This window comes from Pseudoalteromonas sp. TB25 (genome assembly GCF_000497995.1).
In the GTDB taxonomy this organism is placed as follows: domain Bacteria; phylum Pseudomonadota; class Gammaproteobacteria; order Enterobacterales; family Alteromonadaceae; genus Pseudoalteromonas; species Pseudoalteromonas distincta.
The window spans coordinates 1-13,705 of the sequence record NZ_AUTI01000320.1; the positions used below are offsets into that span (position 1 = coordinate 1).

Consider the following 13,705-nt stretch of genomic DNA (forward strand, 5'->3'; position numbering starts at 1 on the left):
GGCTGCCATTGCCAAGTGCTACGTTATCGGCGCTAATATCCCATGCGTACTCTTTACTTAGCTGGCCAGCTAATGCGGCTCTAAACTCGTCGTTACCGGTTGGGCCATCGTAAAGGCCAAATACTTGCGATACTTTATTGCTGGCAACAAGTTTTTGTAATTCACTTAAAAAAACCTCATTTACTTGTGGTACTAATGCGGGATTACCGCCACCCAGCATAACAATATTAGGATTGTTACTGTTTTTAGCCCCGCCTAAGTCTTCCATTAATTGGGTAATGCCGTTGGGTTGTGTAAATTTAGTGCCAAAGTTTGAGTAGTTCATAATGCATAGCGTTTGTTAATAATGGGGAGGGCAGTATAGCGTAAATATAGGGCTTAAATCCGATGATGAGAATAATTCAATGCTGAGATTTACAGCTAGTTAAAGTAATGTAATTCCTTATAAAACAAAGGCTAATTTAAGACTTTTTAACGCCGTATAAAAACTCTTCGCCGCAGTCCATATACAAATCAAATTTGGCCATGACTTTGGTGAACATGGGGGCGTGTAAAAACTCGTTTAACCATGCGCGTACATGCGTGTATTCACTTTGTAAGTACCAGTGTTTATCTACACGGGCAAACTGTCTAATAAATGGCAGCAGGGCATAATCGGCTAGACTTTTTTCATCGCCCATCAAGTATTTATGGGTGGTTAGTTTTGCTTCAAATTGCTTAATAAACTCTTCGCAGGCTTTTTGGTAATAAATTTGTGCCATGTCTTTTGTACGAGCATAAAATTTGTACTTTTCGAGTACGGGTTTAAATTGCGTGTCGTTTAGCTTAATTAACTCAAGCATGCGCTCAAGTGCTAATGGGTCTTGAGTATGCAGTAAATTATGCGGATCGTTTTGCTTTAAAGCCCAAAGCATTATATCGAGGCTTTCATCTATAACTTGGTTATTAGGCAGTAATAAAACAGGCACAGTGCCTTTAGGCGATATTTGCAATAGATGCGGCGGTTTATTTTTAGTTTTTATAGCGCGTAGAAGTACTTGTTGCTCTGCCATTAAAATACCCATTCGTGCACGCATTGCGTATGGGCAGTGTTGTAATGAATATAATAATGGCAATGTCATGTTAGTTACCTTAGCTGTTTAGGCCTTCAACATACTGCTGACGGGTTTGTACTTTAACCAAGCTATTTAAGTGTTCAACCGCTTGTGTTTGCCCATTAATTAAATCTTGAAAATGCGCAAGTAACACGGCTTTGTCTAGCTTTTCTTTATCGCCTGAACCAATGTCGGTTAAATCAATCATAAACTCGTCAAATTTGTCGGCAAAGTCACTCACAATATCCATGTTTAAAAATTGCTCATGGTTATAAATACTTGGGTAGCCGCCTTTTTGTTTATCAATAGCAAAGCTAATACCTTTAACATTGGTAACGGTAGTTTCTTTTTTACAGCTCAGCATACAGCTTGCGTCAATACGTGGTTTTTTACATCCTACTGTTTGCTGGAAAAAACACTGTCGGCTAGTCATCATTAGTATTGGATGATAAATGCTGTACATCATTTTAAAGTTGTTAGGACGTTTAATATTACGCATTTGTGGTTTGTTTATTTCGTTTGAAATAAACGCGCCTTTTGCGTTTAAATCTTCTTGTAGTGTTAGTAACGCATAAGAATTTGTGGTGTTTAACAACGGGCCTGCAATCCAGTCAATACCCATTTGTACTGCTTTAAATGCAACGCCTGTGTTGTTACTAATAATAAGCTTAGGTTTTACAACCTCGAGCAAACGTACCGCTTCTTCAAAATCTTTACCAATTAACACCGCCGGAAACCACGGAATTAACTGTGGGTGCTCTAAAAATACATTAATGTATTTATCGTTATCGGTTCTAAAGCTCTCTGGTAATTTAAAGTAGACATCGCCACCTGTTAAATCACATAGATGAACGTCTTTTATGTCCGATATTAAAATAGAGAGTGTTGTTTTGTTATCGGCTTTAGGGTGGTTTATTAGTTTTGGCAGTTCAACAGGGGCGAGGACGTCTTTGCCTTCGTTTAATAAAAACGCGACTTGCTTCTTAATACGGGCAAGCTCTTTAAACGGAATGCTCAAGTTATCGCCTAAGTTTGAGTAATTCATATTTTTAATTTCAAAATTGGCATTACTAAAGGTTTTAAAGCGTTTATCAATAGCTGCAATATCAACAACCGATTTATCGGCGGTTTGCATAGGCATTTGCGATTGAACTTCAAAGCGTAGAGGTTGAAAGGCGCTTTGCTCTGCTAAGGTGTTGTCGTGTTTATTGTTTATTGTCAGTGTGACTGTAAATGGCTGGTTTAATTGGCCGCTAAACTCAAAGCGTAGTTCTCGTTTTGAAATATCTAAAAACTCAATCTTCTTTTTAACTAACGTATCAATGTCATTTTTTTCTGCGGCGAGTTCTTGTTGTGCATCGTAAATTTGCACAACCGAAATTGCGTTACTCTTTTCGTTAGCGTGATTAAAGCTATGGTCGCGCGGGTTGTCGGTAAACATGTTTTTTGTCATGTCACCTTGCAAAAACTTATTAGTAAAATTACGGTTAAATACTTTGTATAAGCTTGAATCGTCTTCAATTAAGTTACCTGTTTGTACAAAGGTATCTATTTGTTTGCGCCAGCTATCAATAACGGTATGAACGTAGTTAGCACCTTTAATGCGACCTTCTACTTTTAACGAGTCAACACCTGCGGCTACCAGCTCTGGTAAATCAAAATAGGCTGAATTGTCTTTTAAGTTTAACGGATGTTTGTTACCCATAGCCGTTGGCTCGTATTCATCACGACATGCTTGTGAGCAACGACCACGGTTACCTGAGTTACCCACACTTACTGAGCTTGAATAACATTGCCCCGAAAACGCAATACACAATGCACCATGTACAAACACCTCGGTTAATACATCACATTTGTGCGCTACGTCGGTCAATATTTTAATTTCAGTTAGGTTAAGCTCGCGCGATAAATTTACACGTGTAGCGCCAATGCGCGCTAAAAACTCAACCTGTGATTCGTTATGGGTGGTTAACTGAGTTGATGCGTGAATATGCAAAGTAGGAAAGTGCTTTTTAACTATATTGAATAACCCTAAATCTTGCACAATAATGCCATCGAGCGTGGTATTTACGAGTTGGTTAAGTAGCTTAAATAGCGCTCCCATTTCGTGCTCTAATATAACTACGTTTAGCGTTAAAAATATTTCACAGCCGTATTCATGGGCTAGGCGAAGTGCGCCGTTAAGCTCATCAAACGAAAGATTAGACGCTCGGTTACGTGCATTAAAGGTATCTAATCCACAATAAACCGCATTAGCACCGGCTACAATGGCGGCTTTTACCGCGTTAACATCACCGCCTGGGGCTAATAGTTCAATCTTTCTACTCATTACAATGTCGCTTCGCTCATATTTAATTGCCGCGAATTTTATATGGTTAAGCACGTTAATGCTATTTATTGAGGGATATAATAAAGACTAATACCAATTCGCTTAATTAAGTGATCTATTTTGAGGCTGGAAAAACGGGTTGATAGCTAGGCAAAAAATTCGCTATTTAGTTGTTCTAAATGAGAATTTTTTAACACAGGTAGCGACACGTTTAGCCCAGCAAAATGATTAAGTATTATTGCGGATTGGTATAAAGTAAAAGAGTGTATAAAATTACAATTAAGCTGGCTGATTTATTACGTAAACATGTAATAAAATGATAGTTTATAAGCCAGCAACACTTTCAACTTTACTTAGGCGAACCCCATCAGCAATCAAGATCTTAAACAGTTAGATACAGATTTAAAAAGTGATGAATCTGGAATTATTAACACCCAACTAAAAATAGCCACATTTAACCTGTTTAACTATCTTGAGCCGCCCAATGCATACTATGAGTTTGAGAAAATTTATACCGCGCAGCAGTGGGCTAAAAAGCAGCGTTGGATTGTTGATTACTTAACAGAACATGCCCCTGATGTGATTGGTTTTCAGGAAGTGTTTAGCATTGACTCATTAAAAGAGCTAGTAGGCGAGCAAGGTTATAATTACTTTGCTGTAGTTGATACGCCAGAGGTGATTGATGACTTTATTTATAAACGCCCTGTAGTGGCAATCGCCTCTAAATACCCCATAGTTGAAGTAGCAGCGGTTGAGCACGATAGTGAGCTTGCATATGCGCTTGGCCTTAATAGTGAGTTTACTTTTAGTCGTAAAGTACTAAGAGCAACTATAACGCTGCCGCATATAGGCAATACTGATTGTTACGTGGTGCATTTTAAATCTAAGCGCCCAATGATTAATGTCGATGAGCATAATAAAGAGCTTACACCCGAGCAAAACATAATTGAAATTTTAAAAGCGAATGTAGCGGGTGGGTGGGGCTCAACTATTCAGCGTGGCAGTGAAGCTACATTACTAATGATACAAATGATTGCCCGTCGCGAAGCTACGCAACAACCCATGCTATTAATGGGGGACTTTAATAATGAACTAGCGGATGGCGTATTAAGCCATTTACTGACAAGTACGCTACGCTTTGCGCCTGCATTTGATGCTAAAACCTACCTCGCTAAATATTGTTTAAATGATTCATGGGATTTGTTTGTTAAGTCGCAGCTAAGCGAAGATGAACTGTCTAATGGTGAGGCAATGACTAGCGATGAAATAAGCGATAGTGAAAGCAATAGCATTTTTGATTTAGCTGATGAAAACGAAGCAAAAAATGTTAATGCAACTAAGCTTATGCCCTTAAGAGCACCAACACATTATTATGGCGCGAGCAGCTCCGTGCTTGATTATATTTTATTATCTTGTGAGTTTGATGCCAGCTACCTTGGCAGTTTTTTTGAGGTGATTGAGTATAATACTTATGATCGTCACTTAATTAACCCCGAATTTGAGCGTGATGATTTAAGTACCGATCATGGTATTGTGTTAGTTACACTAAAACTAAGAAGCTAGGCTTGCTATATGCATAATTATGCTAAAATTATAAATTAAAAGTATTCATATAGCAGCAATACTTGATGTATTGCGCCGGTTTGTATATTTTATCATCAGCCTTTTGAATTGTATTAATAATAAATTACTAAAATGGTAAATATGGAATTTTATACCTACTTGAATCATAAGCGAAATATGGATTTACCTTCGCAAATACATAGTTTCATTGTAAAGCGAATTTATAATTTTACATTTTTAGTGAAAGCTTTGCTTTTTGCTTTGTTTGTTAGCTTAAACAGCGCTTACGCACAAGAAACCACCTCATACAGTTTAACTAATGAATCTAATGCAGGGCTGCTAAAAAGAGCTGAATTACTTATAGATACTGACGTTATAACAAGTATTGAACTAAGTAAGTCGTTGTTGTCACAAGCGCAAAGTGCTGATGACACGTTACTCAGCGCAAAGCTACATAACTTGCTAGGTAGGGCGAATAAAAAAAATAACAATATTAATGAATCACTCGAGCACTTTTTACAATCCTCTGTTTACTACAGCAAATTAAATGATTCACGAAACCAAATAAAGGCATCTATTAATTATATAAATATATTATTAGAAGAAAAACGTTATGACGAACTTACTACCCGCATTGAAACTTTATTACCAACAACCCTTGTATATGGCGATGACTTTTTTATAGCGCAAGTGCTCCTTACTAAGGGGGATTCGCTTTATGAACAAAAAAAGTACAATAACGCGAACGCGCAATATACATCTGCTTTAAAATACCTTGTTGACGAAGACGAATTAATACAAAGACAGTTAGGTGAAACGTATAAAAAATTAGCTCAGTCGTATAAACGCCTCAAAAATAGAGAGCAAACGGCTCACTTTTATACAAAAGCTTTAGAGGTATATTCTAATTTAGGTGATTTAAAGCTAATGGCGCGTACTTTAAATACACTAGCAGAAGCACATCGTTATTTAGATAACTTAGTTTTAGCCCTTGATTACTCCACTCGCGCATTAGAAATACATAAAGACATTGACGACCCTGTTGGCTTTGCTAAGGCATTACTAGGGGCGGGTATTATTTATCGTCATATTAACCTTTATGAAAAATCACTTGAACATATAAATGAGGCATATTTATATTATAAAAAAGTAAATAACATGCTTGGGATTGCTAAAACATCAAATCAAATGGGACTGGTATATACACGATTAAGGCAGTTTGATCAGGCCGAATTTTTCTATCAAATAACTATCGATTTGCCAAAAGGTATGGTCGAGGAAAAAACGCTCGCTTCAGCTTTAAGAGAAATGGCTGTTATTAACCTCGAATCTGGCGACTTAGCATCAGCAATGCAATATGCTAAAAAAGCTTATATCACTTATAAAAACAAAAACCTTACATCGTACATTTCTACAACCGCACGTATTATTGGTAATATTTATCGTGCCCAAGGAAATAACAACAAGGCTATAGAGTATTACAAAGAGTCATTGTCGTTTGCCAGAGAAGCAGGTGGTAAACTTTATGAGATAAAGTCGCTTACTGCGCTTGCGGGCATTTTAATTGGTATTGATACAAATGAGGCGATTTCTTTACTAAAAAGGTCACTCGCTTTATCAACCGAAATAGATGATAAGTTACATATGCTATATGCCTATCGTGAAATTCGAATAGCAGAAAAATTGCGTGGTCGTATAGAAGAGTCACTTCGTTATGCAGAAGAAGAAATAGCCCTAACCGATATCATTCAAAATGAAAGAAATGAAGATAAATTGGCGCTTGAAAAAGCACATTTACATTCGCACAAAATGGAAATAGAGCTTGAGACGTTAAGAGAAAAAGAAAAACGCCATAAGCTTGAGCTTGAAAAGAAAAATAATCAAATTGAAATCGCCGCCCAAGCTAGAGTTATATCAGAGCTAGAGCTTTCAAAGAATAAATACGCCAGTATTGCGCTAGCATTTTTATTAGCCGCTTGTTTAGCTATTGTATTACTGGTTTATAGAAGTTTTATTGCCTCTAAAAAACGTAATGAAGAGTTAGACTATTTGGCAGCAAGAGACCCTTTGACCAATTGTTATAACCGTCGTATTTTATTTGAGGTTATGAATCGCGACTTTATGGATTTACCTCAGATTGAAGAGTACTGTATTTTAATGGTCGATATTGATCATTTTAAAAGCGTTAACGACACCTATGGGCATAGCATTGGTGACACAGTACTTTGTGGCGTAGCCGAACTTTTACAAGCTAATATACGTAAAAGTGATAGCGTGGCCCGTTTTGGTGGCGAAGAATTTTGTATTATTTTGCCCAACACAACTCAAGAGCAAGCAATACGTATAGCTGAGGCTATTCGTATTAAAGTTGAAAAAGCGACATTTGAAGATATTCCTGTTACGTGTAGCTTTGGGGTTACGTCTATTAAATTTAAAGCCAGAACACCTTCTGAGTTGATTGAACAGGCTGATTTAGCTCTTTATGAGGCTAAGTCCTTGGGGCGTAATCAGGTAGCGTTATGGGATGCTTCGCTTGAAGAGTTTAAACTTTATAGATCGGAGTAAATCCAGCAGTATACAGTTTAGTTTTGATGTTATTTTTTAAAATTATAACAAGTAAATTTTATACAATGCTGTGTGTTACTTACATATGTAATTCGGTCTATTAGATTAACCCTTTGAATATCAGTGTGTTAGCTTAGGCTTCAAAATTGCAATCAATACTAAGTTAAAAACAAAACAAGGGATTTAATAATGACTGAAGTTGCACTTTCGGCCTATTTGGCATTTTACCTCTATTTAATTATGTTGCTTGTACAGTGGGCTGTGGCTACTTTTAGCAAAGCTAAAGAACCAAATGCTGTACCAGGTAAAATTGACGAGGATTTATCGCACGACAGCTTTATATTTAGAGCACATCGTACGTTTCATAATACGCTTGAAAACAGTGCATTATTTATAGGTACGGTGTTATTTGCGTTTGTAATTAATTATCAAAGCCCGATTTTTGCAATGTGTATTTGGGTGTATTTAATTGCGCGTTTAATTCACATGGCGCTGTACTACGCTATAGCAACGGAGAAAAACCCAAGCCCACGTAGTTACTTTTTTTTAATCGGCGTACTTGCTAATGTGGTTATGCTGATAATGATAGGGTTAAGGCTAATCTCTTAATTTATAAAAAAGTTATAAAATTTATTTATAACGATAAAAAAAGCGAAGAGCCTTTAAGGCATCTTCGCTTTTTTGTTTAAAGTAGAAGCAGAATAAAACTACCTCTACCGTAATGTAATATTAATGGCTAATCGACGCCTATAAACCCGCCTGTTTGGTGTGTCCATAGGGCTGCGTACATTCCACCCTTAGCGATTAATTGTTCATGAGTGCCTTGCTCAACTACGCCGCCGTCATCAAGTACAATTAATCTATCCATTTGTGCAATGGTTGATAGCCTGTGCGCTATGGCAATAACTGTTTTACCTGTCATTAAATCATCAAGACTTGCCTGAATTGCGGCTTCTACTTCTGAGTCGAGTGCGCTGGTGGCTTCGTCGAGTATAAGTATGGGGGCATTTTTAAGTAGTACACGTGCAATAGCAATACGTTGGCGTTGACCGCCTGAAAGCGTAACACCGCGTTCGCCCACTTGTGCATCAAAGCCTTTATTGCCTTTGCTGTCGACCAAGTCGTTTATAAACTCAAGCGCCTTAGCTTGTTTGGTCGCGTTGATCATCTCATCGTGGGTTGCATCGGGGCGACCGTACAAAATATTGTCTTTTACTGAGCGATGAAGCAAGGAGGTATCTTGCGTTACCATTGCTATGTAGCGGCGTAGGCTTTCTTGGCTAACGTCTGTGATGTTTTGCCCATCAATTTTTATTGTTCCAGAGTCGGTATCGTAAAAGCGCAGTAATAAGTTAACAAGTGTTGATTTACCCGCGCCAGAGCGACCGACTAAACCAATTTTTTCGCCAGGTTTAATATTTAAGTTTAAACCGTTCATTACAGGGCTGCGATTAGTCTCTTTTGCAGCTTTGCCGTAGTTAAAGTGTACGTTGTTAAACTCAATAGCACCTTGGCTTACGTTAAGCGTATCAGCATTTGGTTTATCGGCAACTTCGATAGGGTTCGACAGTGTTTTCATACCATCGGCTANGCTACGGTGCCAATGTTTTCGAACAAGCTGCTTATTTCCCACATGATCCACTGCGCCATACCGTTTAATCTAAGCGCTAAGCTAACAGCAACAGCAATAGCTCCGGCGCTAATTACGCTAAGCGACCATAAATAAAGTGATACAGCGGCAACAGAAAATACTAATAGGTAATTTAAGCTTTGAATAACAAAGTTTAAACTGGTTACTAAGCGCATTTGCTTGTACACAGGCTGTAAAAATACATCCATGCTTTGTTTTGCGTATTGCTCTTCACGCTGGGTATACGAAAACAATTTAATAGTTGAAATGTTAGTATAACTATCAACAATACGACCAGTCATTTCTGAGCGCGCATCGGCTTGTGAGCTGGCAATTTTTTTAAGGCGCGGTACAAAGTAAAGTTGCACGCAAATGTATAAAACCAACCAAACTAATAAAGGGATCATTAAGCGCCAATCAGCTTCGGCAACTAAAAATACCATTGAGCCAAAATAAACCACGATATACATTAATACATCGAGTAGTTTGGTCACTGTTTCGCGAACGGCTAAAGAAGTTTGCAGTACTTTAGTGGCTATTCTTCCTGCAAATTCATTTTGATAAAAGCTAACACTTTGGCGCAGTAAATAACGATGTGCTAACCAACGAATTGACATAGGATAATTGCCAAGCAATGCTTGGTGCAAAATAGCAGAATGGAAAAAGACAACAATGGGCAATACTAATAACAGCATGACAGCCATTTTAATAAGTTCAGACTTTTGCTCTATAAACAAAGTTTCGGGCGTGTAGGCGGTTAACCAATCAACAAGTTGGCCCATGTAGCTAAATAAAGAAACCTCTAAAATAGCGAGCATGGCGGCACTGATTGACATAAGCAGCAACGACAGTTCCATTCCTTTGGTGTAGTGGCGACAAAAAGCAAATAAAGTAGAAGGCGGCTGAGTGGGTTGGTCCTCAGGAAATGCTTTTGTCATTTTTTCAAATAATCGATACATTTTAAAAACTTAAATGGCAAATAATGACGAGTATCATACCATTTAAGTATTTTTAAATGCAGGTTTGTAGGGCACTAATTATGAGTATTATTCTTATTTATTGCGTTGGGTTACTTAGGTTTATTCCTTCGCTCATGTATAAATCGTCATATCTGAGACCACCATTTCCGTAAGGCTTTTTAATTGGGCCTGTATTACAGTTTGCTAAAAAGTATATAAGAGGTTGTTCGCGCTTCATTCTAAATTGTGCATTTTTATATACCAGCGTTTGACTGTTAAACTCACCACCTTTTACGTAAACATCATATTGCTGACCTTGCTCTGAGGCTGCTGCGTTATTAACAACGTACCATACGTCGTACCAAGTATTTGTTTGCAGAGGTTTAGCTGACTGTTTTGTAGTGTAGTTTTGAATGTTGCTATATCCGCTGTCGGTTTTAACCATTAAAGCGCCATCGTTTACAAACCCGTTTGATTCTGTTTTATCGGTTACGCGAAGTGTTGGCTCAAACGCATCGTACGCATGTTTATTTATTAGCGCTGGAGAAAGGTTACTCAATCCAAAAGCATGGTTATTAGGAAACGCAGCCACGTTTATACGCATATAAAATGTGTAGGTGGCGCCAACTTCAACCGCTTGTGGAAGTTTTGTATAAGAAAGCGCTTTACGATTTCCAACAATGCCATCGCGTGCAGGCTTTTTTAGTAAATAATGATTTATTGATGAGTTTGTTTGTTCTGGTTGTATAACCGTGATTTGAGGGTTTTTGACCTGTGGCTTAGTTTCATTTTGGGTATCGACACTTTGCCAGTCGCTAAGAGAGTTTTCAAAATTATCAATAAGTAGCCAATCGCTCGATGTATTTTTTTGAATGGTTGAACACGACGCTAACGCGCTTAACAAACATAAAAGTGACATGTGTTTAAAATGCATAATTGGGTCTCAGTAAGTTTAGATGTTTTTGGTTAACCAATTATTGTTTTGGCTATAACTTTAAAGCAAAGGTTATGTAACCAATTTAATGTTTTTATGTCAATCACTAAAATAAAAGTTATGGTTTAATAGAGCTTGAGAAATATAATGTTGTTATTGTATTTATAAAATCAACTCAGCAAATTTTAACTGAGTATAAAAATAATTTAATAGTTAGGATGTTATATGTATACGGGTTCGTGTTTGTGTGGTGAAGTAAACGTTGAAGTGTCGGGCAGTATAACTAGGGCGTGTTGATCTTTATGGATTGAAATTTGTTCAATCTAGGGGCGATTTAATCGCGGCGCAAGGTTTGTAACCTAGTGGGCTAAGTAAAAACCGAGCAACAAAGAGTCAATCGTCCCTAGAAAGAACCCAAAGGGCAGCGCATGTTTGGCATCTATGCTGCGTTATCGCCTATGTATGGGGAACAACCACATATCATAGGCTCTGCCTTGCCTAAATACCAAACACACTGCTGCAAATTCAACCACCAAAGAACAACACGCCCTACTATTATTCATTGTCATTGTTCACTGTGCAGAAAAAACAGCAGGACTGCATTTGCAACCAATGGCTTTGTAAATACAAGTGACTTTACAATAACAAAAGGGCAAGAACGACTCAGTGAATATAGTTTTAAAGCAGGGCGCACACGTTATTTTTGTAGATGTTGTGGCTCGCCTGTTTACAGTAGCAATAATGATGACAAAAGCAGAATACGAATTCGTTTAGGAATATTCGATACCGATATTACTGAGCAGGTTTTATCGCATAATTTTGTTACGTCTAAAGCTAACTGGGAGAAGTTAGAAACAAGCTTACCGTGCTATGAAAAACATGAACCTGGGCGGTAAAGCGTTTCATTCAATGTGGTAAATGCTGTTAATACTTTTATAAAGGTCTGGCGCAAAGTTTATAAACACCGGTGAGTTTTGTATTTCATCAACGTTTATATGCATTAATGTTTGCTGGCTTAGTATGATCACTATATTTTTGTATTCGTTAAACTCTATTATCGCTAAGCACTTAAAATGTTGCCTTAAAAGTACTAAAAGCATTTGCAGCTCTTGGCCAGTTTGTGGGTTTAAATTAATGATTACTTGCGTATTTTGCTCACTGCAGCGATTTATATTTTGCCAAAAGCTATCGCTGGTTAAAAAAGGCTGATGATATTCACCACTAAAAATATCGATAGTGATTACGTTAAAGTGATCAGTGCATTGGGTAATATATTGCTCGGCGCATTGTAAATAGCTGCTGTGCTTAATAGGTAACTTAAAGTGCTGGGCTGCAATTAAGGCAATGCTTGGGTTTATTTCTACCGTGTTAAATGTATTGATGGTGTTTATGTAAGGCGTATTACTTTGCAAGTGATACATAATTCGCTCAAACCCTGCCGTGCCTAAACCTAAATTTAATATATTTAGTGTATCTACCGGTTTAAGTAAAAATAACATCATACATTGGTTTACAGGCACTATTACTTGCTCAGGGTGTATAAGGTTCATAACGCCTTGAATTGTTATATCTTCATTGGTTTTTTGTGCAAGCGTTAACCAACGGTATTCTTTGTTTTGATACACGCATACTGGGCCGTATGCACTTTGCTGCGACTCAATAAGGTTACTTTTAATTGTATCTTCTTTTAGCTGACGCATAACTTAAACTATTAATGTATACACAATTACAGTGTGCCACGAAAATCGCATTTTTTTATAGATTATTGTGTAACAAGGTTTGTAATTTAACCTCTAAATATAATATTGTATTAGCAATTAATTACTTAGACGTTATTCAAGGATTGGAAATGGGGTTGATTCTAGGGCCTGCTGTTTTAGCGTGGTTTGCGGTATTTATCTATTCTTTACGATTAGGGTATGTGCTTATTTATAAAAATATGAGCGTGTTAACCACAGTGTCTACTTTTGCAATTAGTATTGTTGGTATGTTGGCTTTTATGACGTATGGATATAGGCAGTTTGTAAACAATACCTCTGTTTGGGCATTTGAGATCCCGAGTTACTTTTTATTTAGCAAAATAGCTTTTATAGGTGTGTTGAGTGGTTTTTTACTTAACTACTATATTAATCCTGAAAATAGTTCGGAGTTTTTGAGCTGTTTAGCATTTGTATTAATATTTATGTTTTCTGCTGGTGTGCTTGCAAGCTTAGGAGTACATGAGGCCTTTTTGAAAGAATTTGATATTAAAACCACTTATTAAAAGTATGCATAATAAATTTTGGCCCAGTACCTATAAAAGGTAGTGGGCTTCTTACTATCCTAATAACCTCTTGTAAATGCGCTTTAGCGTGCTCCTTTCTGCATCTACCTCAAATGTATTGCCATAAAACCTTAGTTAAGTAATGGTTACACTATAATAATTAGGAGCTAATAGATGCTTAAAACACCTTTGAAAATCACAACAACGTTACTTAAATTTACTGCAATTGCAGGTGCCTGCACACTTGCACTATCAGCACATGGGAAAACACAACTTCAATACACAGAACAGCAAAAATTACATGACATAGCAGCTCAAGTATCAGCCGAACGTATTGGTAGTGACATTCAAACGCTGGTGGATTTCGG

9 protein-coding genes and 3 pseudogenes are annotated in these 13,705 nt (G+C 37.3%); 6 read left to right on the forward strand and 6 right to left on the reverse strand.

Annotated features, from left to right (window positions below; translation table 11 throughout):
* From avtA to L652_RS0112075, 3 genes and pseudogenes are all read right to left on the reverse strand, one after another.
* Positions 1–325: pseudogene (avtA, locus tag L652_RS0112065) on the reverse strand (valine--pyruvate transaminase); the annotation flags it as partial.
* A 136-nt stretch (positions 326–461) separates the two neighbouring features.
* Complete coding sequence (locus L652_RS0112070; protein WP_002962992.1) at positions 462–1,121, reverse strand: glutathione S-transferase; 660 nt, start codon at positions 1,119–1,121, stop codon at positions 462–464.
* 10 nt (positions 1,122–1,131) lie between these two features.
* Complete coding sequence (locus L652_RS0112075) at positions 1,132–3,423, reverse strand: peptidase U32 family protein (protein WP_024595516.1); 2,292 nt, start codon at positions 3,421–3,423, stop codon at positions 1,132–1,134.
* 459 nt (positions 3,424–3,882) lie between these two features.
* On the opposite strand from L652_RS0112075, the gene L652_RS0112080 reads away from it, so the two are divergent.
* The 3 genes from L652_RS0112080 to L652_RS0112090 all read left to right on the forward strand — a co-directional run bounded on the left by L652_RS0112080 (position 3,883) and on the right by L652_RS0112090 (position 8,160).
* The gene (locus L652_RS0112080; protein ID WP_024595515.1) at positions 3,883–4,986 is read left to right on the forward strand and encodes an endonuclease/exonuclease/phosphatase family protein; all 1,104 of its coding nucleotides are present in this window, start codon (positions 3,883–3,885) and stop codon (positions 4,984–4,986) included.
* Positions 4,987–5,163: 177 nt separating this feature from the next.
* Positions 5,164–7,551 (forward strand): GGDEF domain-containing protein, encoded by a 2,388-nt coding sequence (locus L652_RS0112085; RefSeq protein WP_024595514.1) that lies wholly within the window; start codon positions 5,164–5,166, stop codon positions 7,549–7,551.
* Positions 7,552–7,740: 189 nt separating this feature from the next.
* On the forward strand, positions 7,741–8,160 hold the full coding sequence (locus L652_RS0112090; RefSeq protein WP_002963227.1) for an MAPEG family protein: 420 nt from the start codon (positions 7,741–7,743) through the stop codon (positions 8,158–8,160).
* 127 nt (positions 8,161–8,287) lie between these two features.
* Here L652_RS0112090 and L652_RS01000000123760 read toward each other — a convergent pair.
* Both L652_RS01000000123760 and L652_RS0112100 read right to left on the reverse strand, forming a co-directional pair.
* Positions 8,288–10,140: pseudogene (locus L652_RS01000000123760) on the reverse strand (ABC transporter ATP-binding protein).
* A gap of 97 nt (positions 10,141–10,237) precedes the next feature.
* Complete coding sequence (locus L652_RS0112100) at positions 10,238–11,074, reverse strand: hypothetical protein (protein WP_024594956.1); 837 nt, start codon at positions 11,072–11,074, stop codon at positions 10,238–10,240.
* A 428-nt stretch (positions 11,075–11,502) separates the two neighbouring features.
* On the opposite strand from L652_RS0112100, the gene L652_RS0112105 reads away from it, so the two are divergent.
* A complete protein-coding gene (locus L652_RS0112105) occupies positions 11,503–11,970 on the forward strand; it encodes a GFA family protein (RefSeq protein WP_024594955.1) in 468 nt (155 codons plus the stop codon).
* Between the two features lie 6 nt (positions 11,971–11,976).
* Here the strand turns inward: L652_RS0112105 and L652_RS0112110 are convergent, their stop codons facing one another.
* Positions 11,977–12,774 (reverse strand): hypothetical protein, encoded by a 798-nt coding sequence (locus tag L652_RS0112110; RefSeq protein WP_024594954.1) that lies wholly within the window; start codon positions 12,772–12,774, stop codon positions 11,977–11,979.
* Between the two features lie 149 nt (positions 12,775–12,923).
* Between L652_RS0112110 and L652_RS0112115 the strand changes: the two genes are divergently transcribed.
* Positions 12,924–13,337, forward strand: coding sequence for a hypothetical protein (locus L652_RS0112115; protein WP_024594953.1), 414 nt, complete (start codon positions 12,924–12,926; stop codon positions 13,335–13,337).
* 174 nt (positions 13,338–13,511) lie between these two features.
* A pseudogene (locus L652_RS0112120) lies at positions 13,512–13,705 on the forward strand (peptidase M28); the annotation flags it as partial.